The 25,375-nt window shown below is 68.8% G+C and carries 22 protein-coding genes; 7 read left to right on the top strand and 15 right to left on the bottom strand.

Annotation, left to right across the window (positions count from 1 at the left end; genetic code table 11):
- Positions 1 to 37: 37 nt before the first annotated feature.
- Both NFE57_RS00975 and NFE57_RS00970 read right to left on the bottom strand, forming a co-directional pair.
- Positions 38 to 1,528 carry a tryptophan 7-halogenase gene (locus NFE57_RS00975; protein WP_252133686.1) on the bottom strand — a complete coding sequence of 497 codons (1,491 nt, stop codon included), beginning with the start codon at positions 1,526 to 1,528 and terminating at the stop codon, positions 38 to 40.
- Positions 1,525 to 3,033, bottom strand: coding sequence for a tryptophan halogenase family protein (locus tag NFE57_RS00970; RefSeq protein ID WP_252133685.1), 1,509 nt, complete (start codon positions 3,031 to 3,033; stop codon positions 1,525 to 1,527). Before NFE57_RS00970 ends, NFE57_RS00975 begins: the two co-directional genes overlap by 4 nt.
- Before the next feature lie 131 nt (positions 3,034 to 3,164).
- Here NFE57_RS00970 and NFE57_RS00965 point away from each other — a divergent pair, with 131 nt between their 5' ends.
- Positions 3,165 to 4,061 carry an ROK family protein gene (locus tag NFE57_RS00965; RefSeq protein ID WP_252133684.1) on the top strand — a complete coding sequence of 299 codons (897 nt, stop codon included), beginning with the start codon at positions 3,165 to 3,167 and terminating at the stop codon, positions 4,059 to 4,061.
- A gap of 102 nt (positions 4,062 to 4,163) precedes the next feature.
- Here the strand turns inward: NFE57_RS00965 and NFE57_RS00960 are convergent, their stop codons facing one another.
- The 8 genes from NFE57_RS00960 to NFE57_RS00925 all read right to left on the bottom strand — a co-directional run bounded on the left by NFE57_RS00960 (position 4,164) and on the right by NFE57_RS00925 (position 14,116).
- Positions 4,164 to 5,219 (bottom strand): glycosyltransferase family 2 protein, encoded by a 1,056-nt coding sequence (locus tag NFE57_RS00960; protein WP_252133683.1) that lies wholly within the window; start codon positions 5,217 to 5,219, stop codon positions 4,164 to 4,166.
- Positions 5,216 to 7,705, bottom strand: coding sequence for a DegT/DnrJ/EryC1/StrS family aminotransferase (locus NFE57_RS00955; RefSeq protein ID WP_252133682.1), 2,490 nt, complete (start codon positions 7,703 to 7,705; stop codon positions 5,216 to 5,218). The genes NFE57_RS00960 and NFE57_RS00955 overlap by 4 nt, the downstream gene beginning before the upstream one ends.
- A gap of 56 nt (positions 7,706 to 7,761) precedes the next feature.
- On the bottom strand, positions 7,762 to 8,571 hold the full coding sequence (locus NFE57_RS00950; protein WP_252133681.1) for a class I SAM-dependent methyltransferase: 810 nt from the start codon (positions 8,569 to 8,571) through the stop codon (positions 7,762 to 7,764).
- Positions 8,571 to 10,946 (bottom strand): hydrolase, encoded by a 2,376-nt coding sequence (locus NFE57_RS00945; protein ID WP_252133680.1) that lies wholly within the window; start codon positions 10,944 to 10,946, stop codon positions 8,571 to 8,573. Before NFE57_RS00945 ends, NFE57_RS00950 begins: the two co-directional genes overlap by 1 nt.
- Positions 10,947 to 11,030: 84 nt before the next feature.
- On the bottom strand, positions 11,031 to 12,203 hold the full coding sequence (locus NFE57_RS00940; protein WP_252133679.1) for an acetyl-CoA C-acetyltransferase: 1,173 nt from the start codon (positions 12,201 to 12,203) through the stop codon (positions 11,031 to 11,033).
- 63 nt (positions 12,204 to 12,266) lie between these two features.
- The gene (locus tag NFE57_RS00935; RefSeq protein ID WP_252133678.1) at positions 12,267 to 12,797 is read right to left on the bottom strand and encodes a DUF488 domain-containing protein; all 531 of its coding nucleotides are present in this window, start codon (positions 12,795 to 12,797) and stop codon (positions 12,267 to 12,269) included.
- Between the two features lie 7 nt (positions 12,798 to 12,804).
- Positions 12,805 to 13,017, bottom strand: a complete 213-nt coding sequence (locus NFE57_RS00930; protein ID WP_252133677.1) for a hypervirulence associated TUDOR domain-containing protein — start codon at positions 13,015 to 13,017, stop codon at positions 12,805 to 12,807.
- A gap of 34 nt (positions 13,018 to 13,051) precedes the next feature.
- Positions 13,052 to 14,116, bottom strand: a complete 1,065-nt coding sequence (locus NFE57_RS00925) for an alpha/beta fold hydrolase (RefSeq protein WP_382279112.1) — start codon at positions 14,114 to 14,116, stop codon at positions 13,052 to 13,054.
- Positions 14,117 to 14,130: 14 nt separating this feature from the next.
- Here NFE57_RS00925 and phaR point away from each other — a divergent pair, with 14 nt between their 5' ends.
- Both phaR and NFE57_RS00915 read left to right on the top strand, forming a co-directional pair.
- The gene (phaR, locus tag NFE57_RS00920) at positions 14,131 to 14,676 is read left to right on the top strand and encodes a polyhydroxyalkanoate synthesis repressor PhaR (RefSeq protein WP_252133676.1); all 546 of its coding nucleotides are present in this window, start codon (positions 14,131 to 14,133) and stop codon (positions 14,674 to 14,676) included.
- A gap of 18 nt (positions 14,677 to 14,694) precedes the next feature.
- Positions 14,695 to 14,886 (top strand): hypothetical protein, encoded by a 192-nt coding sequence (locus NFE57_RS00915; RefSeq protein WP_252133675.1) that lies wholly within the window; start codon positions 14,695 to 14,697, stop codon positions 14,884 to 14,886.
- 21 nt (positions 14,887 to 14,907) lie between these two features.
- Here the strand turns inward: NFE57_RS00915 and NFE57_RS00910 are convergent, their stop codons facing one another.
- Together NFE57_RS00910 and NFE57_RS00905 are read right to left on the bottom strand one after the other, a co-directional pair.
- Positions 14,908 to 16,092: an aspartyl protease family protein gene (locus NFE57_RS00910; RefSeq protein WP_252133674.1), complete on the bottom strand. Its 1,185-nt coding sequence runs from the start codon at positions 16,090 to 16,092 to the stop codon at positions 14,908 to 14,910.
- 153 nt (positions 16,093 to 16,245) lie between these two features.
- Positions 16,246 to 17,778 (bottom strand): TadA family conjugal transfer-associated ATPase, encoded by a 1,533-nt coding sequence (locus tag NFE57_RS00905; protein WP_252133673.1) that lies wholly within the window; start codon positions 17,776 to 17,778, stop codon positions 16,246 to 16,248.
- A 133-nt stretch (positions 17,779 to 17,911) separates the two neighbouring features.
- Here NFE57_RS00905 and mutS point away from each other — a divergent pair, with 133 nt between their 5' ends.
- On the top strand, positions 17,912 to 20,479 hold the full coding sequence (gene mutS, locus NFE57_RS00900; protein ID WP_252133900.1) for a DNA mismatch repair protein MutS: 2,568 nt from the start codon (positions 17,912 to 17,914) through the stop codon (positions 20,477 to 20,479).
- Between the two features lie 28 nt (positions 20,480 to 20,507).
- Here the strand turns inward: mutS and NFE57_RS00895 are convergent, their stop codons facing one another.
- Both NFE57_RS00895 and NFE57_RS00890 read right to left on the bottom strand, forming a co-directional pair.
- Entirely contained in the window at positions 20,508 to 21,413 is a 906-nt protein-coding gene (locus tag NFE57_RS00895) for a glycoside hydrolase family 130 protein (RefSeq protein ID WP_252133672.1), read from the bottom strand.
- Complete coding sequence (locus NFE57_RS00890; protein WP_252133671.1) at positions 21,410 to 22,180, bottom strand: SDR family oxidoreductase; 771 nt, start codon at positions 22,178 to 22,180, stop codon at positions 21,410 to 21,412. Before NFE57_RS00890 ends, NFE57_RS00895 begins: the two co-directional genes overlap by 4 nt.
- 108 nt (positions 22,181 to 22,288) lie before the next feature.
- Between NFE57_RS00890 and NFE57_RS00885 the strand changes: the two genes are divergently transcribed.
- Positions 22,289 to 22,828 (top strand): glycoside hydrolase family 108 protein, encoded by a 540-nt coding sequence (locus NFE57_RS00885; protein WP_252133899.1) that lies wholly within the window; start codon positions 22,289 to 22,291, stop codon positions 22,826 to 22,828.
- Between the two features lie 79 nt (positions 22,829 to 22,907).
- A complete protein-coding gene (locus tag NFE57_RS00880; RefSeq protein WP_252133670.1) occupies positions 22,908 to 23,321 on the top strand; it encodes a holin family protein in 414 nt (137 codons plus the stop codon).
- A 149-nt stretch (positions 23,322 to 23,470) separates the two neighbouring features.
- On the opposite strand, the gene NFE57_RS00875 is transcribed toward NFE57_RS00880, so the two are convergent.
- On the bottom strand, positions 23,471 to 24,673 hold the full coding sequence (locus tag NFE57_RS00875) for a Yip1 family protein (protein WP_252133669.1): 1,203 nt from the start codon (positions 24,671 to 24,673) through the stop codon (positions 23,471 to 23,473).
- Between the two features lie 141 nt (positions 24,674 to 24,814).
- Here NFE57_RS00875 and hslV point away from each other — a divergent pair, with 141 nt between their 5' ends.
- Positions 24,815 to 25,369 (top strand): ATP-dependent protease subunit HslV, encoded by a 555-nt coding sequence (gene hslV, locus NFE57_RS00870; RefSeq protein ID WP_252133668.1) that lies wholly within the window; start codon positions 24,815 to 24,817, stop codon positions 25,367 to 25,369.
- The last annotated feature ends 6 nt before the right edge of the window (positions 25,370 to 25,375 follow it).

Genomic DNA, 25,375 nt, shown 5'->3' with positions numbered 1-25,375 from the left:
ATCCTCTCGCGGTCTTTACGCAGGCTTGCCCACCGCGTCACCCCGGCTGTACGCCGATCATGCCGCGATAGAAGTCCCGATAGGGCAATGCCAGCCCCGGCGCCGCGCGCGCGCGATCGAGCGCGGTGTCGAGCATCGCGCGGCGCGCGCCGGGCGGCATTGCCTGCGCGGCGGCGTCACCACGCGCGGGGCGCACCCCCATGCCGAGCAATATAGCGCGCCAATCGTCGGGTGCGGCAAGGTCTTCCTCAAAATGGGGAAGGTGGCCGCGCCCGGCGAATTGATCGAGCGTGATGGCCAGGCTGTCGGGCCGGGTGCAGCGATCGAGCGCGCGCCAGAATATCCCCGACCGCCGCCCGCTCGCGAGATAATGCGCGGCGGTGAAATCGCGCGCGCGCGCGGCCTCGTCGGCGGTGCGGCGGTTGAATTCGGCGAGCAGGGTGGGCGGCATCGTCGCATCGGGAAGCAGATCGATCGCGCGCAGGATCGCGCTCTGCGCAAGCGCGAGGCTGATGCCGGCAAGCGGATCGAGCATGATCGCCGCATCGCCGATCGCGAGCACATTGGCGATCCAGGCGCGTGGCCGCCGGCCGGGGCGAAGCGCGAGTCGGTCGTGCGGCCGGGCGCCGGTCTCGGCCGCCAGCACGCGCGCGGCCTCATCGTCGGGGGTCAGCGCGGCGGCATAGGCAAGCCCGATGGCGGTATGCGTGCGGCCGGGGGCAAGCCACCACCAGCCGGCATCGACCGCGTGGCGCTCGTCGACCAGCCCCAGCGCGGGCGCGCCGGGCTCGGCGATCAGCAGCCGATCGCAGGGCAGAATCGCGCTCCAATCCTCGAAACCGTCGTCGAGGCTCGACAGGATCGGCGCGGTGGGGCCGCCGGCATCGACGAACAGATCGGTCGCGATCCGCTGCCCATCGGCGAGGATCAGCGCCGCCACGCCGCCATCGTCGCGGCGGTCGATCGCCGCCAGGACACCCGCAACGATATGGACGCGCAGATGGCGGGCAAGCCCGGTCAGGTGTGCGGCGTAAGCGGGCGGGTCGAGCCGCAGGGCATATTCCACATCGGCGAGCGGCGAGGCGGGGTCGTCGCTCGGCGGCGCCATCCGCCCGGCCACCGCGAGCGCCGCGGCGGGGGCATAAGCGTGGAACGGCGTCGTATCGCCGGCGCGCGCGGCGATCAGCCAATGCTGGTGGAAATTGGCCTGCGCGCGCGGGCCGTGCGCGCCGAAACTGTGGAGCCAGCCGCTGCCGTCGGCGGACCAGCCGGTGAAGGCGGTGCCCAGCCGGTGGGTCGCCCCGGCGTGGTGGAGCAGCCCCGGCTCGTCGAGCCCGATCGCCGCGTGGAAGCGCGCGGTTCGGGGCCAGGTCGCCAGCGCACGATCGGCGAGCGCGGCCGGATCGGGCGGGGTCGCGATCAGCGTCACGCGCGTCGCGGGCAGCGCGCGGGCAAAGGCGCACGCCGCCGACAGCCCGACGATGCCGCCGCCGAGAATCGCGATGCTGCGAATCGCCCGATCGCTCATGCGGGGCTGCCGGCGTGGTGCGCGGCCAGCGCCGCGCGGTGGCCGGGGGTGCGCGCCGCGGCCTCGGCGAGCGCGCGGTCGAGCCCCGCCAGCGCGCGATCGAGTTGCGCTTGGTCGGCGAGGTCGGCGCGCTGGTCCCAGCGGTCGGGGACGATGCCTTGCCCGAGATAGACCGCGACCCAGCTCGGTTCGAGGAACAGCCCCTTGGTATATTTGGCGACCCGGCCCGAGGCGCGGAACATCGCGATCTTCTCGTGCAGGCTGTCGGGCACGCGCATCGTGCGGACGTGGTTCCAGAAATCCGAATCGTCGCGCGTGGTGGCGTGATAATGGAGAATCAGGAAATCGCGGATGCGATCGTGTTCGAGGTCGATCACGCGGTTGAATTCGTCGCGATCCTTGTCGATCGCGCGGCCGTCTTCGGGGAACAATTCGATCAACTGGGTGATCGCGGCCTGCGCGAGATAGAGGCTGGTCGATTCGAGCGGTTCGAGAAACCCCGACGACAGCCCGATCGCGACCACGTTCTTGACCCAGCCCAGCGTGCGCCGCCCGGCGCGGAAGCGCAGCACGCGCGGATCGGCGATCGGCTTGCCTTCGACCGTACTCGTGATCGCGCGGCACGCGTCGTCGTCGGACAGATGGCTGCTCGAATAGACATAGCCGTTGCCGACGCGGTGCTGGAGCGGGATGCGCCAGCGCCAGCCGCAAGGCATCGCGATCGCGCGCGTCAGCGGCTCGATATCACCTTCGGGCGATTCGCACGGCAGTGCCGCGGCGCGATCGCACGGCAGCCAGTGCGACCAATCCTCCCACGGTGTTTTGAGCGTGTCGCCGAGCAGCAGGCTGCGAAACCCCGAGCAATCGATGAACAGATCGCCGGCGATCGCCTCGCCCGATTCGAGATGGAGCGCGGTGACGTCGCCGGTCTCGGGATGCTGCTCGACGCGCACCACCTTGCCCTCGGTGCGCACCGCGCCGCGCGCGATCGTATAGTCGCGCAGATAGGGGGCAAAGCGCGTCGCATCGAATTGATAGGCATAGCCATAGGTCGAGGTGATCGGATCGCCATCGGGCGTCGGCCGCGCGAACTTGCGCGCCTCGGCGAGCACGACCGGATAGGAATAGGCGCCGATGCCGCGCGCGCGCCCGGCGGCGTGCATCCGCCGCCAGTAATGGTGGAAGCCCACGCCTGCCAATTCGCTGCCGAAGCCGCCGAAGGGATGGATATAGGCGGCGTCGCGATGCCCGAACCCCTCGAACGCGATCCCCAGTTTGTAGGTCGCGCTGGTGGTGCGCATGAACTCGGCCTCGTCGATGCCGAGCGTTTCGACAAAGGCGCGCAGGTGCGGCAGCGTCGCCTCGCCGACGCCGACGATGCCGATTTCCGCCGATTCGATCAGCCGCACCTCGACCTGCGGCAGCAGCCGCACGAGCGCGGCTGCCGTCATCCAGCCCGCGGTGCCTCCACCCAAGATGACGACGCGCGTCGCGCGGTCGGCCATGCCGTCTCCCCCTCGGCGATCTTGTGCGTCAGCGCCCCCCTCCAGCGCAAGCGGGGCGGTGCGATCAGGTCTTGCAATTGTAACGACGGCGCGTGATTCGTATCACCATCGGGGCAACACGGGGCATGGGCATGAGCATCGGTACGACAGCGCTGCCGCTGGTCGGGATCGAGCTTGGCGGTACCAAATGCGTGTGCGTGCTCGGCCATGGTCCTGACGCGGTGATCGTCGAGGAGCGTGTGCCGACGACGATTCCGGCCGAGACCCTGCCCGCGATCCGCGCGCTGCTCGATCGCTGGTACGCCGATTATGGTTTCCGCGCGGTCGGGATCGCAAGCTTCGGCCCGGTCGATCTCCATCCGGGCTCGCCGACCTATGGCTTCATCAAGATAACGTCGAAACCGCATTGGGCCGAAACCGATGTCGCCGGCGCGCTGGGCGGCGGGTTCGGCGTGCCGGTGGGGTTCGATACCGATGTCAACGCCGCCGCGCTTGCCGAGATGCGCTGGGGCACGGGGCGGGGCCTTGCCGATTTCGCCTATATGACGGTGGGCACCGGGATCGGCGTCGGGCTGATCGTCGGGGGCAGGCCGACGCGCGGGATCGGGCATAGCGAATTGGGGCATGTCCGCGTGCCGCGCTTCGCCGGGGATGACTTCGCCAGCGTGTGCCCGTTCCACGCGGATTGCGTCGAGGGGCTGGCGTCGGGGAGCGCGATCAAGGCGCGGATCGGGGCGCGGCATTTATCGGCGATCGCGCCCGACGATCCGGTCTGGGCCCCGGTGGTCGATTCGATCGCCACATTGTGCCACGCGCTCGTCTGCGCGACGGGGCCGCTGAGGATCGCGATCGGCGGTGGGGTTTCGGGCGGCCAGCCGCACTTGCTGCCGCGGATCGAGGCGGCGCTGATCGAGAGCCTCCATCATTATCTGACGCTGCCCGAGGGGCCGTATATCGTCGCCCCGGCGCTCGGCGGACAGGCCGGGCCGATGGGGGCGCTGGTGCTCGCCGAGCAGGCGGTTGGTTGAGGGTTAGCGGCACCGGCCCGCTCCCCCGCCCCACCTCCCATTCAGTATACTGCCGTTGGGAGGTGGGGCGGGGGAGCGGGCCGGTGCCGCCGCTGTTTCAAACTATAGCGCTGCGCGGCGGCGTATCTCGCGGGCGCCGCCGATCAGCCGCGAGAACACGATCTCGTCGGCGCGGGCATAGCCGAGCCCCATGTGATCGGGGCGCACCGCGATCGCGTCGCTGACGCCGATCGTGCCCGATCGGAGCGCCGCGCGCCCGATCCGGCCCCACAGGCGTGCGGTTTCCCAGCGGATCAGCGCGAGATCGTCGCCCGTCACGCCGCGGTCGGCGATGAAGCGTTCCTGCAACGACCGGATCGTCTCGCCGAGCGCGATCAGCGTCGCGCGATCGGGCACCGGATCGCCCGCCATCACGTGGCGCGCGAGCAGATCGGCGGCCGCGGTCGCCGCCTCGCCCAGCACCGGGCGATGCGCTTCGGCGAGCACGCGCGCCGCGCTCGCGATCATCGCATCATGGTACCGCTTTGACGCGCCGCCGGCATGGACGTGGTAGAGCAGCAATTCGTCGTCGATCCGCGCGATCCGGCCGAACCGCGCGATGCGGTGGTAGAAATCGAAATCCTCGGCATAGAGATTCTCGTGCCGCGTGAACGGATCGAGCCGCCGCGCCGCCTCGGCCCGCACCATCACCGACGACCAGACCAGCGGGTTGCGGATCTGGAGCATCCATTCGACCAGCAGCGGGGTGGTGACGGGTTCGAGCGTCGAGCCCCGCGTCACGCCGTCGCACAGCGTGCCCGCGGCGCTTGCCACCAGCACCGTGTCGGGATGGGCGTCGAGATAGGCGACCTGCCGGGCGAAGCGATCGGGCAGGCAGATATCGTCCTGGTCGAGCGCGGCGAGATAGCGGCCGCGCGCCTCGGTAACCGCGCGGTTGCGTGTTTTGACCGGGCCCTGATTCGTCTCGGCGGCGATCACGCGGATGCGGTGATCGGGCCAGCCATGGAGCAACGCGAGCGTGTCGTCGGTCGAGCAATCGTCGACGACGATCAGTTCGAAATCGCCGAAGGTCTGGGCTTGCAGGCTGGCGAGCGTCTCGGGCAGCAGCGCGGCGCCGTTATACGCCGCCATGATGACGCTGATCGTGGGCGCGCTCATGCCACGGCGCGCGCGTGCTGGCCGAGCACCTGATCGACGATCATCAGCCCGACATCGTTCTGCCATTGCCACAGCCCGTTGGCCTGGCCGACGAAGCTCTTCTCGCCGCCCATCGGCCCCCAGGGCACGAACCCGGCGGCAAGCCCGATCCCGAACGCGTTGGCCACCGGCGCGCCATCGGCGCCGACGATCCGGCATTGCCGGTCGACCATCGCCGTATCGTGGTGCGCGGCAAGATCGATCGCGTTGCCGTTCGCGTCTTTTAGCGGCAGCGCACGGGGGCGATAACCCATCGCGGCGATGACGAGATCGGCCGAATCGATAAGGCGCCGCGCCTCGGCATCGTCGTCGGCAAGTTGGTGGAAGCGCACGCGCGGTTCGGGGGTGCGGCCGTCGATCTGCATCATGCGGAGCACCAGTTCGCGCGCCTCGAGCCGGAAGCCCGCGAGGCGATAGACGAAGCCCGACACCGGGCAGATGTCGTCGGGGCCGAAATCGGTGAAGCCTTCCTCATGCGCCGCCTCGGGCGTGGGATAGAAGGGGCGCAAGGGGCGGCGGTGGAGCAGGGTGATCGCCTGCGGGCCCCAGGGCAATGCGGGCGTGCTCTTGAGCAATAGCGCGATCGTCGCGATCGCGCTGGTCGAGCCGCCGATCACGACGACGCGCGGATCGCGCTTGCCCGCCAGCAGATCGGCGACGCGGGCGTAGCCGCCGACGCCGAGCACCTCGTCCGACTGGATCAGCCGGTCGCCCGCGCTGGCGACGAGCGGGGCGCCCGCCACCTGTTGCTGCGCAAGGCGGTCGAGCGGCTGGTGGCCGCCGGTCGCGATCGCGATATGGTGCGCGCGCTGCTCGATCTCGGTGCCGTCGGCGAGCCGCCGCAGCCGCACAGCCCACAAGCCGTCGCCGGTCTGCTGCGCCTCGATCGCCTCATGCCCGGTCAGCAGCGTGCCGCCATGGCGTTCGACGATCCGGCCGAGCCGATCGCCCAATATGCGGATCAGCGGCCCGGCGACCGTCAACGGCACCCCGAGCGCGCCCGAATAGCGGGCGACCTCGCGCGCCGCGGGATGATCGATCAGATCGGTGAGTTCGGGATGCACATTGTCCTTGATCGCCGACAGGAAGGTCTCGGCGGTGCTGTCCGAATTGATCCCGTAGCGGCCGAGTCGTCCACCGCCGAGCGCGGCATCGCGTTCGACCATCACCAGCCCCGAGGCGGCGAGATCGGGCAGCAGCCCGCGCTTGGTCGCGGCATCGAGCAATGCGGTTCCCGCCGGGCCGCCGCCGATCACCAGCAGCGACGCGACGGCGGGCGCCCTGGTATGCGCGGCGACCGGCGCGGGGCTGGCGTGCGAGGCGCAGATGCGCGTCAACATGGCCGCGATTCTCCGCGCGTCGTCGGCGGTCATCGCGTCGGTGACGGGGAGCGACAGCATCCGCCCGGCGACCCTGTCGCTGACCGGGGTCGGCTCGATCACCGCGGTGTCGCGGAACCACGGCTGCTCGCCCAGATGCGGGCTGAAATACTGGCCGCAGCCCACGCCCTCGGCCGCCAGCGCCTCGACGATCGCGGCGCGCTTGCCCGCCAACGCCGCGGGCAGCATCACCGGCATGAACTGGATCGCGCGGCGCGTGCCGAGCGGCGTCTGAAGGATGAAGCGATCGCCCAGCGCGTCGCGATAGGCGGCTTCGACCAGCGCGCGGCCCGCGCAGACCGGCTCGATCTCGGCCAGCTTGGCGCGTGCCATCACCGCGAGCACCTCGGGTAATTTGGCGTTGAGGCCGGGCATGGTCGCGCTGCGCTGTCCCTCGAAGCCGAAGTTGATCATCGCGCGCAGCCGGTCGATCAGCCCGGCATCGCCGCTATGGACGAGCCCGCCCTCGGCGACCGCGAAGGTCTTGGTCGCGTGCATCGAGAACACGGTGGCGAACGGCGCCTCGGCGCCGAACCCCTTGCCCGCCGCATCGATCGTGCCGAGCGACGACGCGGCATCGATCACTACGCCGACCGAATAGCGGCGTTGCAGCCAGGCGTAACGATCGAGATCGATCGCGTTGCCGAAGGTGGCATATGGCACGATGACGGCGATCCGCTCGCCATGCAGCGCCAGCAGGCGCTCCTCCTGCTCGGGGTCGGTGTTCCACGTCTCGGGGTCGATATCGGCGATCAGCGGGGTCAGTCCTGCCCATTGGGCGGCCTGCGCGGTCGCCGCGAAGGTGAGCGCGGGCATCAGCGCGAGCGCGCCCGGCGCGAAGCGCGGTGTGGCCGCATCGCGGATCGCGACCATCAGCCCCAGCGTGGCGTTGGCGACCGCAAGGCTTGCGCCCGCGCCGCCGAACAGCTGCGCGGTCACCTCGGCCTCGAAGCCGCGCACCTCGGGGCCGTTGTTCGAATAGATGCCCGATTGCTCGACGCGGCGCAGCGCGTCGAGATGCTCGCTCAGCTTGGGCGGGCGCGGGGCGATCAAGGGGTAATGGGTCATGCGGATGTCCGGCAGAGGGTTTCCGCCTGCCTATCCCTCAATCGCCTAAGAAGCCGTTACGCCGCCGCGCGATCCTGCCAGTCGAGCACCGCCAGATAGTTGCGCAGGCGGTTGATCTCGATCGTCTCGAGCAGTCGGTTGTCATGATAGGGCACGAGCAAGGTCGCGAGATCGGGGCTCCACGGTGCCGCGGCATCGAACAGCACGCCCAGCCCCAGCACCGCCGGAATGCGTGCGAAACAATAGGCGCCTTCGGGGGCATCGGCGACGAAATCCTCGATCGCGGTGAGCACGCCGTTGCGCGGGCCGCCTTCGCCGAGCGCCCAGGCGAACTGCCCCGCGCCGCGCAGACCGCGCCCCGCGTGCAGCCCGCTATCGCCCAGCACCACGCCGCCGTCGAAGCAGAAGGGCTGGCGGAAGTCGGCGGGCACGCGGTCGGGCGCGTAATAGAGATCGCGCCGGGCGCACGGCCAGCCGACATCGTGCAGGAACGCGAGCAGCGGCTTGCCGTCGCGCCGGCATGCCGCCTCGATCGCCTTGAGTTCGTGGTGGACGGTATACCAATTATGGTCGCCGTCGACGATCCAGGCGTCGGCCGCCGCCACCTGCGCGAGCGCCTCCAGGCTGGGCTGGGCGATATGGGTCACTTCGGGATGCTCGCCGAGCCATGACGCGAAGGCGGGCTTGGGCTCGGGGTCGATGCTGGTGAGGCGGCCGTCCCGCGCGCGTGCGAACGCGGCGAGCCGCGCGGACATGCCGCCGAACTCGGCGCCGATCTCGACGATGTCGCGCACACCTGCGAGGCGGAGCCCGTCGAGGATCAGGTCGCCGAACTCGGCCATCGAATGGAGGTAGAGATCGCTCATCACGCGGCCTCGCGTTGCTGGGCCGCGGCGGTGCGCCGCACGACCGGGCGAAAGATCAGCGACAGGACGACCGGTTCGTTGCCGCCGGGCGGCGGCGCGACGAGCACGCCGGTCTCACCGCAGCGATAGAGCCCGGTGCCCTGTTCCTCCATGCTATCGGGGATCAGCACCGCATGCGTCCCGCACGCGGGGTTGCGCGCGTCGACATTGGCGAGCGTTCGCCACGACGCCGACTCGATCTGCGCCCATTCGCAGATCGCGCCGAGCTGGATCGCGGGCGTCCATCGAGTCTTCGAAACCGGCACGTCGAGCCGGTAGAAACCGTCGGAGGTGGGGATGGCCTCGAACCGGTGAATCCCGCTCTCGCTGCCGTTCATCAGGATGACGGGCAGATCGATGCCGCCGACGGTGAAATCGCTATCGCGCAGATCGAGCGCGAAGCGGCTCGACGAGAATAAGGCGAGGTTGAGCGGCAGCCCGTGCCCGCGCAGCTCGCCGGGGACGAACATGCGGTCGGTCTCGTTGATATAGGCAAGCCCGCGCCACCGCAGGCCGATCGCCGCTTCCTGCGGATCGAGCAGCCGCACGACCTCACTGGTGCCGAGATTGACGTCGTGATCGAACGCTTCGAGCAGGTGTGCCTCGGTGTCGCAGGGCATGAACAACAGCCGGCCCAGCGCCGCGGCGGCGGCGCGCCGGGTGGCATCGGCATCAGAATCGGCGCCGCCATCGGCATTGGCGCCGCGCACGATATGGTGTCCGGCGTGCAGGGAAAAGTCGACGCAGGCATCCTGCACCGCGTCGCGGATCGCGCTCTGGCCACCCTTGATATCGGCCGCCTTGCGGATCGGCGTGCCGTCGGCCTCGTAATCGACCACCGAGCCCTGCGCGAGCGTCGAGAGTTGCTCGATCACCGCGATGCAGCCGCACAAGGCGTGCAGCATCCGCGCGTCGTAATGGCGTACGTCGAGCAGCCCCTTCTTGTCGTGCCCGGTCAGCTGTTCCTCGCGCAGCAACAGGTATCGGCCCGCGACGTCGAGCCCCATCCGTTCGACCAGCACGGGCTCGATCAGATTCTGGACCGATCCGTTGTAGCCGAGGTCGATCAGCATCACCGCGTCGCCGTGCGCCACGCCGGCGTGGTTGAGGTGTGCGATCAACCGGTCGGTGAATTTGCGCGACCGGGCGATGATCACGCGGGCAAGATCGGGCCGGGTCACCGCGCGGCAGAAGGCGCGCGGCGTCAGCTTCGCAAGCTTCTTCGCCTCGTGACCGGGGAGCATCAGTTGATCGGCGACCACCGCGAGCGGCGCGCGGTCGACCGCCTCGACGACGACCCGGCGCAGCGCCTCGACATCGGTGAGCGACGCGCGCAGCGACGCGATCCGGCTGATCTCGACCGGCGCGGCGGGTTCGCCGTCGTCGAAGGCTGCCCGGAACACGCGGAGCGGCAAATGCCCGTCGCGCATCAGAAACAGCGGGTGTACGGGTTTGCCGAGCCGCGCCGACAGATCGGCGATCTCGCTTTTCAGCCAGTGCGCGAAGGCGTGCATGATCGGGCCCAGCACGTCGTGCCCGAGCTGGGCGGCGGGATCGTTCGCGACGCGCATCGCCACCTCGGCGCGATGCGTCTGGCTGATCGGCGTCGATACCCGCGCCGTCGGTTCGATCATCGCGGCGGCGACCGATTCGAGCCGCAGCCGCTCGGCGGCCCGATCGTCGAACTGGACGAGGTGCGCGCTGTGGATGCCGAGCGCGTCGGGCGCGACCTGATCGGCGATGCGGTTGTCGCCGCAATGGAGGATCGTCTCGGGCCGGGCGCCCAGCGCGTCGAGGACAGGGCGGAACAGGCCGTCGCCCTTGCTCACGCCGTGTGCCGACGACACGAAGATGCGGTCGATCAGCGCGCGGACATCGTTGCCGGCGGCGCGCGCGATCAGCGTCGAGAGCTGATCCTCGTCGAGATAGGTATCGCTGACGATGATGACCTGGAGGCCCTTCGCTTTGGCGGCGCGTATCAGCGCGATCGTGGGCGCGAAGCCGAAGCAATGCCGCGCCTCGAGATCGAGTTCGTGCGCGACCGCGGCGTCGATCGCCGGGCGCGCGGCGCCGGGCAGGAAGCGTTCGTAGATCGCGGGCAGCACGGTCTCGCTGCGGCCGCTATCGGCTTTCGCCGCGCGCCGCGCCGCCTGTTCGGCCCACATCCGCATCTCGATCGCCCCGCCGGGCGCCTCGATCCCTGCGAACACGTCGCGCGGCGCCTGGACGTCGCGCCACAACAAGGTGTCGAAACAATCGAGCGACAGCGTCGTGACACCCACGGGCGCGCGATCGAGCAGCGTCGCCATCTCGTGCGCGCGGACGGAAATCTTCATGGCACTGCCCCCTGTCGTTCTCAGGGGAGCAGCTATCCTACGATCGTGGTAACCAAAGCGTTAACCAGTCAGGCGCGCGCGAACTCAGCGTTCGACGCACATCGCGATGCCCATGCCACCGCCGATGCACAAGGTCGCCAGCCCCTTCTTGGCGTCGCGCTTCTGCATCTCGTAGAGCAGGGTGATCAGCACGCGGGCGCCCGACGCGCCGATCGGATGGCCGATCGCGATCGCGCCGCCGTTGACGTTGATCTTGGCCGCATCCCAGCCCATTTCCTTGTTCACCGACAGCGCCTGCGCGGCGAACGCCTCATTGGCCTCGATCAGATCGAGATCGGCGATCTCCCAGCCCGCCTTTTCAAGCGCGCGGCGGCTCGCCGGCACCGGGCCGATCCCCATGATCGACGGGTCGACGCCCGCCGAGGCCCAGCTCCTGATCGTGGCAAGCACGGGGGCGCCGCGCTTCTCGGCCTCTTCGCGCGTCATCACCACCAGCGCGGCGGCGCCGTCGTTGAGGCCGCTCGCGTTGGCAGCGGTGACGGTGCCGTCCTTCTTGAACGCGGGGCGTACCCCCGACACGCTCTCGATCGTCACGCCCGAGCGGATATATTCGTCGTCGGCGACGATCGTGTCGCCCTTGCGGCCCTTGACCGTGACGGCGGCGATCTCGTCCTTGAAGCGCCCCTCGGCGCGCGCTTTCTCGGCCTTGTTCTGCGATTGAACCGAGAATTCGTCCTGCTGGGCGCGGGTCACCTGATATTTCTCGGCCAGATTCTCGGCGGTGATGCCCATGTGATAGCCGTTGAACACATCGGTCAGCCCGTCGCTGATCATGGTATCGACCAGGCTCAGATTGCCCATCTTGGTGCCGCCGCGCAGGTTCTGCGCGTGCATCGCAAGCGACATCGATTCCTGCCCGCCCGCGACCACGATTCGGGCGTCGCCGGTGGCCACCGCCTGCGCCGCGAGTGCGACCGCGCGCAGCCCGCTGCCGCATACCTGGTTGACACCCCAAGCGGGGACTTCCTTGGGCACGCCCGCGGCCATCGAGGCCTGCCGCGCGGGGTTCTGCCCCTGCCCGGCGGTAAGCACCTGCCCGAGGATCACTTCGGACACCTCGTCGCCCGACACCCCCGCTTGCGCCAGCGCGGCCTCGATCGCGACGCGGCCAAGCTCGTGCGCAGGCACGGTGGCGAACGCCCCGAGGAAGCTGCCGACCGGCGTGCGCTTGGCGGCGGTGATGACGATGTCCGACATGGGTAGTCTCCGACTGGCTTGATTTGCGTCCTCCTTACGGCGAGCGCGCGCGAATTGGTAGGTTCAAGCGGCTGCAGGATAGGTAACGCGATTCGCCGCCACCCGCGCACCCGGCGTCAGCGTCGCGGGGTCGATCCGGTCACCCATGATGTGAAACACCGATTCGCCGCGCGCGATCAGATGGTCGGCGACGATCCGGCGATGGCAGCGCCACCACAAAGCCTCGGCGCACATCATCGCCGTGCGCCGCTCACGCCCCAGCGCGATCAGTTGGTCGAGCCCTTCGGCAAACGCCAGCCCTTGCGCGTAATCGGCATAATTGCGGAAGCTCGCGTTGCGCCACAGCGCGTCGGTTTCGGGCGGCACGTCGCGCGCTTTGCCGCGCAACCCCCCGAGCGCGGGCAGCAGCACATAGCCGATGTGGAACGCGGCGAGGCTGTGGGGCAGCCGATCGGCGTTGAACTGCGGATTGGTGCGCGATCGCGGCACGGTGCGGATGTCGGCAACCATCGCAACCCCGGCCGCTTGCAGCCTGGCCGTGAACGCGTCGATCGTCAGCGTCGAATGGCCGATCGTGTAGAAGGGCAGCGCCACGTCCGCGTCAGTCGATCCGGGTCAGCGCGCCGCCCTTGTGCGCGGCGATGTGATCGGTCTTGTCGCTTTTGATCTCATATTGCGGATCATCGGGCGTGGCGCGGTGGCGGTGGCCCTTATGCTCGAAGTCGCTGGTGTGGATCTTGCGGATCGTGCCCGTGACGTGCCCGGCCTCCGAATTCCAGCGGACGTGATCGCCGACCTTGAAATCGTGGCGCATGACGCCTCCTTTCGTATCGACCAACACGCCCCGGTCAGGCATGGTTCCCTATGCCGGTGAGCCACGCGTCGAGCGGTTCCCACAATTGCGCGCGCGCGCGACCGCCGACGATCATGCCGACATGGCCCGCGGAAAGATCGCGGCGGTCGGGCAGGCCGGCGGCGCTGGCGGCGGGGACGATCCGGTCGGTCAGCGACACGAAATCGACCGCGGGGCAGGTGAGCGCGGCGGGATCGATCGTCTTGCCCGCAACGCGCCATTGCCCGCTGCCGGGCACGTCGCGGGCGATGAAATCGAACATCTCGATCCCGGTGGCATAGGGCAAGGGCGCGCCGGCATTGGCCCAATCCTCCAGATTGACGAAGGCGCGCGCGTCGGCGCTGGCTGGGTCGAGCCCGGCGAACCGCTCGTATTTGGTGATCGTGCGTCCCGGATCGAGCCGCCAGAACCCTGCCTGAAGCACCTCCATCGGCACCAGCCCCAGCGTCGCGCAGGCGGGCTCGGCATTCTGCCACAAGGCCGTCATGTCGGCGCGGGCGCGGCGGGAAAAGCCCGAGAATCGCCAAGGCGCCGCGATCAGCGCCAACCCCGCCACCGGAATCGCGCACGCCGCCGCCAGCGCCATCGTTCCGCCGAGGCAATAGCCGACGAGGATCGGCGGCGCCTCGAGTCGTGCGAGCAAGGGCAGCAACAGCCGTTCGACATGCCCTGCCACATCCATCGTGCGTTCCTCGGGGGTGGGGGTGCCCCAATCGACCAGCAGCACGCGGTGGCCGCGCACCGCCAGCCAGCGCAGCAGCGATCGTTCGCCGAGATCGAGCACGAACGGCGGATTGATCAGCGAGGGGACGAACACCACCGGCGGCCCGTTGCCGCCATAGCAGCGCAGAGACGCGCGGCCTTCACGGTGCAGCGCGGCAGGCGGCGCCCATGTTGCGGTGCGCGGCGCGGCCTGGAACGCGCGCAGCCCGGCAAGGGCAAGCGCCCGGCGTTCGGGCGATGCTGCGGTCTCGCTGCGCAGCATTTCGAGGAACAACGGCAGCGGCCGAGGACCGTGTTGCGGTGCGGTATCGAACAATGGTAGACCGTTCCGAGTCACGTAGGGGTCCTTTGATGAAAAAACGGAACAGCGACGACACGGTGATTATCAAGAAATACGCCAACCGGCGGCTCTACAACACCGAAACGTCCTCCTACATCACGCTCGAACATCTTGCCGCGATGACGCGTGAGGGCCGCGATTTCAAGGTCGTCGACGCCAAGACCGATGCCGATATCACGCACAATGTGCTGACCCAGATCATCATGGAAGAGGAAGCGCGCGGCACCTCGATGCTCCCCGTAAATTTCCTGCGCCAGTTGATCGCGATGTACGGCGATTCGATGCAGGCGATGGTACCGGGCTATCTCGATGCCTCGATGGAAAGCTTCCGCCGCAATCAGGCACAGTTCAAATCGGCGGTCGAAGGCGCGTTCGCCAATTCGCCTTTCGCCGAGATCGCCAAGCGCAACCTCGAGATGTTCGAGGTCGCGACCGAGGCGTTCAAGACCGGCCAGCCGATGCCGACCGGTGCCGAAGCGAGCAAGGATGACGAGATCGCCGCGCTCAAGGCCGAGATGACGCGGTTGCGCGACAAGATCGAGAAACTCGACAAATAGGCCGTGCCGATGCCGGTGATGACGACACGCGACTGGTGCTTTGCCGCGGCCGGGCTGTCGCTGGCGCTCGCGATCGGATCGGGGGTGGCCGATCGCCGCCGCGCGCGCCGCAAGAATGCCGATCGCGTGGGGATGGTCAATTGGGCCACGGTGCAGGTGTTCGCGCTGATCGCGACCGCGGTGCTGACGAGTATCGGCTTCAATTCCTGATCTCGTCCTGCCCGCGCGGGCTCAATAAAAGCGCGCGAGCGTCAGGCGGCGGGTGGGGCCGTTGCACAGGCCGAGCGCGACGGTGCGGCCCGGCCGGCCCACCGACCAGCTTGCGATCGTGCTGCGCCGGTAATCGGCGGGAATTGCGGTGCCGTCGACGCTGCAGATCGCCTCGCCACCGCGCCAGCCGGCGGCGGCGGCGGGCGAATTGCGCATCACATGGAGCACGTCGAGCTGGCGGCCGTTGGCGCGCACCAGCAGCCCGCTGGTCGATTTGAGCGGCGGCGCGGCGGCGGTGCGGCCCGGCGCCAGCACCATCCGCCCGGCGCCGGGATCGAGCAGCACGCGGTAGCGCTGGAGGAAGCTTGCGCCGATCCGTCCCGCGGCGCCCACGCCCTGCGAAAAGCCCTTGGCGCGCTCGATCCGTACCTCGACCTCGCCGGCGGTGAGATCGCCGAGGCGCAGTTCGGGCACCACCGCCAGATCGGTCACGATCGCGCCGCCGATCCCGAACGAGATCGCACTCGTCATCGCGTGCCGGGGCCCCGCGAGCGTTTGCCACGCATCGGCTGACAGCGTGATCGCCGAGCCGTCGCCGGTATCGACGATCATCGGCCGGATCCGCCGCCCGCCGAGGGTGATTTCGCTTTCGTAGACCTGCCGCGTCGGCGAGATGACGAGCGGCGCGGTGACGCCGGTGAACGGCAGGCGGCCCGAGGTGAGCAGGCGGAACCGCCGCGCGTCATAATCCAGATCGAGCGCATAGCCGCCGATCAGGTCGCGGCCGACGAGCAGGTCGACGGGGGTCGTTTCGCCGGTCGCGATCGCGGGCAGGTCGACCACCGCGATCCGTCCCCCGGTGCGCGTCACCCCGCCGAGCGAGAGCGTTCGCGTCGCCGCCCACGCCAGTGGCACGCGGCCCCCGATCGCGTCGGCGGCGCCGTGCTCGACGATCCGTTCGCCGGTCGCTGCGGCATAGCGGCGCGACATCACCGAATAAGAGACGCCGGTATCGAGGATGGCGGTCGCCGGGTTGCCGTCGATCGTCATCGTGAAGCGGATCTGGTTGCCCTCGGTCAGGTCGAAGGGCACCCAGCGCGCTTCGCTATCGTTCGCGAGGATGCTCACCGGCGGCACCGTCTTGAGCGGCGGCCCGGCCGCGCCCAGCAGCGCGAACAGCATCAACGGGGCGGCGAAGCGGCGCATCGGTCCGTCGATACTATGGAACGCTTGGGCGCGCCAGCTTGTAGCGGCACCGGCCCACTCCCCCACCCGACCACCCACGAGCGTATCCTGATGGGTGGTCGGGTGGGGGAGTGGGCCGGTGCCGCCAGGATGCGCCTTGGGCGCATCCTCAAATCAAAGCGTCGCTTCGAGATACGCCTGGTCGAACCCGAACTGGCGTGCCTTTTCGAGCGTGTAGGGGCGCAGGCCCATCGAGCGATATTCTCCGACGATCTTGCCGTCGCTGCCTTCGTCGAGATATTCGAACTTGAACAATTCCTGCGTCACGATCACCGGGCCTTCCATCCCGATCACCTCGGTGACGTTGGTGACGCGGCGGCTGCCGTCGCGCAGGCGCTTGACCTGAACGATCAGATCGACCGAATCGGCGATCTGGCGGCTGATCGCTTCCTTGGGCACCTTGATGTCGCTCATCATCACCATATTCTCCATCCGCGCGAGGCATTCGCGCGGCGAGTTGGAGTGGAGCGTCGCCATCGAGCCGTCGTGGCCGGTGTTCATCGCCGAGAGCAGGTCGAAACATTCGGCGCCGCGAATTTCGCCGAGGATGATGCGATCGGGGCGCATACGCAGCGCGTTCTTGACGAGGTCGCGGATCGTGATCTCGCCCTGACCTTCGAGGTTGGCGGGGCGCGTTTCCAGCGGCAGCCAGTGCGGCTGCTGCAGCCGAAGCTCGGCCGCGTCCTCGATCGTCAGCACGCGCTCGCCGGGGTCGATCATCTTCGACAGCGCGTTGAGCATCGTCGTCTTGCCCGAGCCGGTGCCGCCCGAAATGACGATGTTGAACCGGCACGCGCCCGCGATCTTCAAGGCGGTCGCCATCTTGTCGGACATCGAGCCGAACTTGGCCATCATGTCGAGCGTGATCGGCTTGGCGGAGAATTTACGAATCGAGATCGCGGTGCCGCGCAAGGAGAGCGGCGGCACGATCACGTTGACGCGGGAACCGTCCTTCAGCCGCGCGTCGGCGAGCGGCGTGGTCTGGTCGACACGCCTGCCGACCGAGTTGCAGATGCGCTGCGCGATCTGGAACAGATGCTCCTCGTCGCGGAACTGGATCTGCGCAATCTCGAGCTTGCCCTTGCGTTCGATGAAGGTCTGGTCGGGGCCGTTGACCATGATGTCCGAAATGTCGGGGTCGGCGAGCAGTTCCTCGAGCGGGCCGAGGCCGAGCAATTCGTCGACCAGCACCTTTTCGAGCGCGAACTGCTCGCGCCGGTTGAGCGTCAGTTTCAGCTCGGCGAGGACTTCGCCGATGATCGGGCGGAATTCCTCGGCCAGTTCGTCCTTGTTGAGCGTCGCGGCGGCTTCGGGATCGACGCGTTCGAGCAGGCGCGGCAGCACCTGTTCCTTGATCCGGTGGACCGAGGCCTCGAAGCCTTCGGTGCGGCTCGATCCGGCCTCGCCCGAGGCGGCCTGCCGCTCGGCGAGCCGGGTGAGGGCGTCGGGCTGCGGCGCGGCGGTCTGGCTCGACACATCGGCGACCCCGCTCGAATCGTCGAGCGGCTCGGGCACCGGGAGCGGCGGGAATTGTTCGCCGCCCTGCGGCTCGGCGGGCCTGGGCGCGCCGCCGCCGTGCATCGGGCGGGCGACCCCGAAGCCGGGCCGCGTGCCCGTCAAGCCATTGCGTCGTCCAAAAGCACTCATGCGCTGCCTGTCCTCGCGAAAGTCATGCGTGAAGACTAGGCGCCAAGGCTTGAGATTTGACTAACCACATTCCGCCCACTGGAGGCGGCCCGCAAATCCCGCTACGTCCCACGCAATGTCCGCACCCACCCCGATGATGGCGCAATATCTGGCGCTCAAGGCCGAGGCCGAGGATTGCCTGCTGTTCTACCGGATGGGCGATTTCTTCGAACTGTTCTTCGACGACGCCAGGGTGGCGAGCGCGTGCCTCGATATCGCGCTCACCGCGCGCGGGGCGCATGACGGCGACAAGGTGCCGATGTGCGGCGTCCCCGCGCACGCCGCCGAGGGCTATCTCGCGCGGCTGATCAAGGCCGGGCACCGCGTCGCGATCGCCGACCAGACCGAGACACCGGCCGAGGCCAAGGCGCGCGGCGGATCGAAGGCGCTGGTCGCGCGCGGCATCGTCCGCGTCGTCACCGCGGGCACGCTGACCGAGGAAGCCCTGCTCGATTCGCGCAGCGCCAATTGGTGCGCGAGCGTGGGCGAAGCGGCCGGCGGGGTCGCGATCGCCGCCGCCGACATCTCGACCGGCCGATTCGAGATCATCGAGACGAGCGCCGCCGGGCTCGCGGCCGAGCTCGCGCGGCTGGCACCGGCCGAGACGATCGGCGCCGAGGGCATGGATCACGCGACCGTCGTGCGACCCAAAGCCGATTTCGACAGCGCGCGCGGCGAGGCGCGGCTCAAGGATCTGTTCGGCGTGGCGACGCTCGACGGATTCGGTGCCTTCTCGCGTGCCGCGCTGGCCGCGGCGGGTGGGCTGGTCGCCTATCTCGATCATAATGCGCGCGGCAGCCTGCCGTTCCTGCGCCCGCCGCGCGTGACGCGGGCTGCCGAGACGATGGCGATCGACCGCGCGACGCGCGAAAGCCTCGAACTCACGCTCACCGCTACCGGGCAGCGCAAGGGCAGCCTGCTCGATGCGGTCGATCGCACCGTCACCGGCGCGGGTGCGCGGCTTCTGGGGCAGGACATCGCCGCGCCGCTGATGGATCGCGCGGCGATCGAGGACCGGCTCGATCTGGTCGCTTTGTTCCACGACGATGCTCCCTTGCGCGAGACGCTGCGCTCGGCGGTCCGCGCGCTCCCCGATATCGGCCGCGCGATCGGCCGGATCGCGGCGGGGCGGGGGAGTCCGCGCGATCTCGGCCAGCTCCGCGACGGGCTCGATGGCGCGTGGCGGCTGGGCGAGCGGCTCGACAAGATCGATCCCGCACCCGCACTGTTGGGTGAACTCGCGCCGCAATTGCGGGGGCATGGCGCGCTGATCGACCTCTACACGCGCGCGCTCGTGCCCGCGCCGCCGATCGAGGCCAGCGCGGGCGGCTATATCGCCGAAGGCTATGACGCCGCGCTCGACGATCTGCGCGCGACCGGGGCGGGCGGCAGGCGCGCGATCGCCGTGCTCGAGGCCGATTATCGCGCGCGGACGGGCATCGCCGCGCTCAAGATCCGCCATAATAATGTGCTCGGCTATCATATCGAGGTGGCGGCGCGCCACGCCGATGCGCTGATGAAGCCCGACAGCGGCTTCACCCACCGCCAGACGCTGGCGGGGGTGGTGCGCTTCAACGCCCCCGATCTGCACGAGGTGGCGATCAAGGTGGGGCAGGCGGGTGCCCATGCGCTTGCCGCCGAGGCCGCGCATCTCGAAGACCTGATCGCAACCGCGCTTCGATCACGCGAGGGCGTGGCCGCCACCGCCGACGCGCTTGCCCGGCTCGACGTTGCCGCGAGCCTTGCCGAGCGCGCGGTCGAAGGCGGCTGGGCGCGCCCCGAACTGGTCGAGCATCCCTGTTTCGAGGTCGAGGGCGGCCGCCATCCGGTGGTCGAGACCGCGCTCGCGGCGCGCGGCGATCGGTTCGTCGCCAACGATTGCCGGCTGTGGGAAGACTCGCGGCTGTGGCTCGTCACCGGCCCCAATATGGGCGGTAAATCGACTTTCCTGCGCCAGAACGCGCTGATCGCGGTGCTCGCGCAGGCGGGCAGTTATGTCCCCGCGACCGCCGCGCGGCTGGGGCTGGTCGATCGGCTGTTCAGCCGCGTCGGCGCGTCGGATAATCTCGCGCGCGGGCGCTCGACCTTCATGGTCGAGATGGTCGAAACCGCTGCGATCCTCGCGCAGGCGACGCCGCGCAGCTTCGTCATCCTCGACGAGGTCGGGCGCGGCACCTCGACCTATGATGGCCTCGCGATCGCCTGGGCGGTGGTCGAGGCGATCCATGAGGACAATCGCTGCCGCTGCCTGTTCGCGACGCATTATCACGAACTGACCCGGCTCGCCGAACGCTGCGAGGCGCTTACGCTCCACCATGTCCGCGCGCGCGAGTGGAAGGGCGATCTCGTCCTCTTGCACGAAGTCGCAGACGGCCCCGCCGATCGCAGCTACGGCATCGCGGTGGCGCGGCTGGCCGGGATGCCGCCCGCCACGGTTGCCCGCGCCAGGGCGGTGCTCGACAAGCTCGAGGCGGGGCGCGCCAAAACCGGCGGGATCGCCGCCGGGCTCGACGATCTGCCGCTGTTCGCCGCCGCCGTGGAGATCGACGACGCGCCGACCGATACGCTGCGTGACGAAATTGCGGCGCTCGATGTCGATGCGATGACCCCGCGTGACGCGCTCGACGCGCTCTATCGCCTGCGCGATCTGGCGCGCGAATAGCCCTGTCGGCGCCGCCGAACGCGGAATTTCACCCGTACCGGATGATCGCCGCGCGCGCGAGCCGCCGGTCCTCGAGCGAATAATAGAGCCAGATCGTGCCGTCGCGCACGATCACCGAGGCGGCAAAGGCGATGTCGGTGGCGCTGCGATCGTCGACCGGGGGCGGGATGATGAGGGGTTCGATCCCGCGATCGATCACCCGGCGGCAATCGCGGTCGAACGCCACCCAGCCGATCCGCCAGCGCGCGTCGCGCGTCGCGCCGTTGTAGAACATCACCGGGCAATCGGGGGTGTCCATCAGCATCGGCCCGGTCGACAAATGCCAATTGTCCCACGAATTGGGGCGCGGCAGGAACGGCGTCGGCTGCTCGTCCCACGGCCCCGCGACCCCGGGCCCGATCGCCAGCCCGACGCGCGAGGCATTGTCGGCGGCATATTCGTACCACAGCCGCCAATGCCCGTCGGCGGTGCGCCCGACGGTGGCTTCCTTGGTGTTGCCCGCCGTCTTGGACGAGGCGAGCGCGACGCCCTGCTTGACGAGCGCGTCGATGCTCGGGCCGGTTGCATACAGCATCTCGCCATGCGCCCGATCGGCCTCGACCCCGGTATAATAGACGACATAGCCATCGTCGGTGCGCAGCACGGTGGGGTCTTCGACGCCGCCGATGTCGATCGCGTCGGGACCCGGTACGATGGCGGGCGTGTCCTCCATCTCGAAGGTCCGGCCGTCGTCGCTCCACCCGGCCCAGATCACCCCGGTGTCGCTGCGGTCGCCCTGTTGCGTCGGCACCGCGCGCACCATGATGCCGAAGCGCCCGGTCGCTTCCTGCCAGACATAGGGGCTCATCAGGTCGCGCTCGGCGAGCAGCGGCGGCCCGTGCAGCGTCACCGGTTCGAGCGTCTCGACCGCGAAGTTGATGCCGGTGCGCCTCATGCGCCTTGCCCCAGCAACAGCGACAGCCCGCCGTCGATCGTGAACGACGCGCCGGTGACATAGGCCGCCTCGTCCGAGGCGAGCCAGCGCGCCATCGCGGCGACTTCCTCGGGCCGTCCGGCGCGCTGCATCGGGATGTTCTTCTCCAGGCTGGCGCGATAGGCGGCGTCGTCGACCGCGCGTTCGTTCATCGGGGTCAGGATCATGCCGGGGCGGATCGCGTTGACGCGGATGCCGCGCGGCGCTTCCTCTATCGCGAGCGTCTGCACCAATTGGGTGAGCCCGCTTTTGGCCGCGCAATAATCGGCGCCGCCCGCGCGCGCGACCGCGGCATGGATCGACGAGATATGGATCAGCGCGGCCGGATCGGTGGCGGTGCCGCGCCCTTTCAGAAACCGGCGTGAGACGAGGAACGCGCCGGTCAGATCGGTCGCGATCGTTGCCTGCCAGCGCTCGGCGGTCATCGCACGCAACGGCACGCCCGCCATATTGACCCCGGCCGAATTGATCGCGACCGAGGCCGGGCCGAACGCCGCCTCCGCGGCATCGAACGCGGCCTCGACCGAGGTTTCGTCATCGACCGCGCATTGGACCGTCGTCGCGCGGCCGCCGGCGGCGATCACCGCGTCGGCGGATTGGCGGGCGCGCGCCGCGTCCTTCAAATAGAAGATCGCGACATCGGCGCCGGTCGCGCCGAAGGCCGCCGCGCAGGCCGCGCCGATCCCCGATTCCGCGCCGGTCACCACGACGCACCGTGTGTTGCCCATAAGCTCTCCTTTGGCGGGTGAACGCACGGATGCGCAGACGGTTGCGCGCGTCCCGCTGTCCTACAAGAACCAGATAGGTTATATGAGCGCGCTGGAGGAGGCCGGATGATGACAATCGACGATCTGATCGAGGCGGTAATCGTGCGCGAGGGCGGCTATGTCGACGACCCCGCCGATCGCGGTGGCGCGACGCGCTGGGGCATCACCGAGACGGTGGCGCGGCAACATGGCTATGCCGGTCAGATGCGCGCCTTTCCGCGCGACGAGGCGGCGGCGATCTACCGGCGGCTCTATTGGCTGCGGCCGCGTTTCGATGCGGTGGCGACGCGCGCGCCCGCGCTTGCGGCGGAACTGTTTGATACCGGGGTCAATATGGGGCCGGCGGTGGCGGTGGGTTTTCTCCAGCGGGCGCTCAACGCGCTCAATCGCGGCGCGCGCGATTATCCCGATCTGGCGCGCGACGGCGCGATCGGTCCCAGAACGCTTGCCGCGCTCGATGCACTGCTCGCGCATCGCGGGCGCAGCGGCGAGGCGGTGCTGGTCAAGGCGATCGAGGCGCTTCAGGGCGAACGCTATCTCCACCTCGCCGAGACGCGCCCGGCCAACGAAGCCTTTGTCTATGGCTGGCTTGCCAACCGTATCGGTTAAATATCGTGTCTGTGGATCGCGCGCGTGCGCGTGGGACTGTCAACTTTGTCAACTTCGCCTGTAACCGAAGGAACCGACCATGAGCATTCTCGATAGCATCATCGGCCCGCTGGCGGGGCTGATCGACAAGATCATTCCCGATCCCAAGGCGCGCGACGAGGCCAAGCTGAAGCTGATCGAAATGCAGGGCGCGCAGGAACTCGATCAGGTCAAGGCGCAGCTCTCGGCGATTCTCGCCGAGGCGCAGGCCGCCGACCCGTGGACGAGCCGGGCGCGCCCGAGCTTTCTCTACGTGATGTACGCGCTGCTCTTATGGTCGATCCCGATGGGGCTGATCGCGGCGGTGCGACCTGAGATGGCGCGGGCGATCGCCGACGGGATGAACGCCTATCTCGCGGGGATTCCAGAGCCGCTCTACGCGCTCTTCGGCACCGGCTATCTCGGCTACACCGCCGCGCGCCAATGGGGAAAAGCGAAAGGCATCGACAAATAGCGCCTTGTGCTTGCCGTGCTCCTATCCCCTTTCCGTCACCCCGGCCTGGTGCCGGGGTCCAACGTGGTCTGAACAATATCCGTTATTGTTTTGCACAACGTTGGATGCCGGAACGCGTCCGGCATGACGGGAAAGGGCAATGCGTGCTGTTAGTTGCCGAGCGCGACGAGCTTGCGCGCGTCGATCGCGGCGACCGCCTGCTTCAGCATGTCGATCGAGGGGGCATCGCCATCGGCTTCGACCGCAAAGCGGCTCGCGACCATCGTCGAATAGCTCCCGTTGCTGGAGGCGCTGTCCCACTTCTCGCTCACCATATTGCCGTTCTCGACCGCGGTCTTTTCATAGCCGCTCTCGGTCTGGCGGCTCGATTGGCCGCTGATCGCGCCGCCCATCGTCGCCAGCGCGCCCAGCGCACCGGCATCGGTGATCGACAGCGTGAACGATTGGTCGCCCGAGCGATAGCGCGCTTCGGCATGGCTGCCGCCGATGCCCGCGGCGGCGCCGCCCTGGCTCGAGATTTCGGTGCGGTTCCAGCCGGCGATGCTGGCGGGCAGCAGCGCCTGCAACGCGTCGGGGGCGATCGGCTTGATCTCGCCCGATTGCATCCCCTTGGCGGTGGCCTCCATCTGCTTGGTGGCGGCCTCGATCTTGCCGAGATCGATGCTGCCGGCGCCGGGGATGGTCACCTTGCCGCCAGCGCTCGTGCTGCCGATCGACCCCAGCGTGGGCATCGACCGCGGCGCTATCCGCGAGGTCACCGCGGTGGTGATCGCGCCGATGACGAAGAACACCACGATCGCCGCGATGATCGTCGTCACCGTATAGGCCATCGTCTTGGCAGGGGGTGCCTTCATCAGGATCGGCAGGCCGAGATAGAGCAGGTAGATGCTGTAAAGCCCGACGATCCCCAGCCAGCCGAGGCTCGGCACGATCTGGAAAATGCCCGCCAGCCATCCGGCGGTCGCCGCATAGGCTGCGACCTTCAGCGCCTGGACCGGGTTCTTGGTCGCCTCGAACGTCGGGGCGAGCGCGTTGATGATCAACGACAGCACCCAGACGCCGACAAAGGCCATCACATAGCTGACCAGCGCGGTGGTGACCGCACTGCCGATGCTCGGGCGGAAATGGATGCCGAACGCGCCATAGCCGAAGACGAGCGCACCGATCAGCGCCGCAATCGGGCCGATCGCGGCGAGCGGCGCCACCCAGCCCTTGAGCAGCGCGGTGGTGGTGGTCGCCTCGGTATCGATGACGGCCCATTCCGTCTTGGGTTGCAGCAGGATGCGCTTGACGCGATCGACGATGGCCCGGTGGCCGTCATTGGGTTGCAGATTATCCGGATTGGTCGCCATGATGCCCCTCTCGTGGTGCTTTCCGAGTTGATTGAAGTGCTGCGATCAGCGTGCCCGCCTCAGGCGTGCAATGATTGGACGAAGCCGACAAAAGCGTCGTCACGATTGCGGCGTGCTGCCGCCGCGCCCATATACCATGCCATGAGTGAGAATGACATGAAATGGCACGGTACGACGATCGTGTCGGTGCGCAAGGGCGGAAAAGTCGTGATCGCCGGCGACGGCCAGGTCTCGATGGGGCAGACGGTGATGAAGCCCAATGCCCGCAAGGTTCGCCAACTCGCCAATGGCAAGGTGATCGCGGGGTTCGCCGGGGCCACCGCCGATGCCTTCACCCTGCTCGAACGGCTGGAGGCCAAGCTTGAGCGGCACCAGGGCCATCTGATGCGCGCCGCGGTCGAACTCGCCAAGGATTGGCGCACCGATAAATATCTGCGCAATCTCGAAGCGCTGATGATCGTCGCCGATAAGGACACCACGCTGATCCTCACCGGCAATGGCGATGTGCTCGAACCCGAGGCGGGGATCGCGGCGATCGGATCGGGCGGCAATTATGCGCTGGCCGCCGCGCGGGCGCTCGCCGAATACGAGCCCGATGCCGAAACGCTCGCCCGCCGCGCGATGAAGATCGCCGCCGAGATCTGCGTCTACACCAACGACAATCTCACGATCGAGACGCTCGCCAGCGATGCGTGATCGCCA

Source organism: Hephaestia sp. MAHUQ-44, from assembly GCF_023806085.1.
GTDB lineage: Bacteria > Pseudomonadota > Alphaproteobacteria > Sphingomonadales > Sphingomonadaceae > Sphingomonas.
Note: the sequence above shows the minus strand (reverse complement) of the source record. Positions and strands in the feature narration are given on the sequence as shown.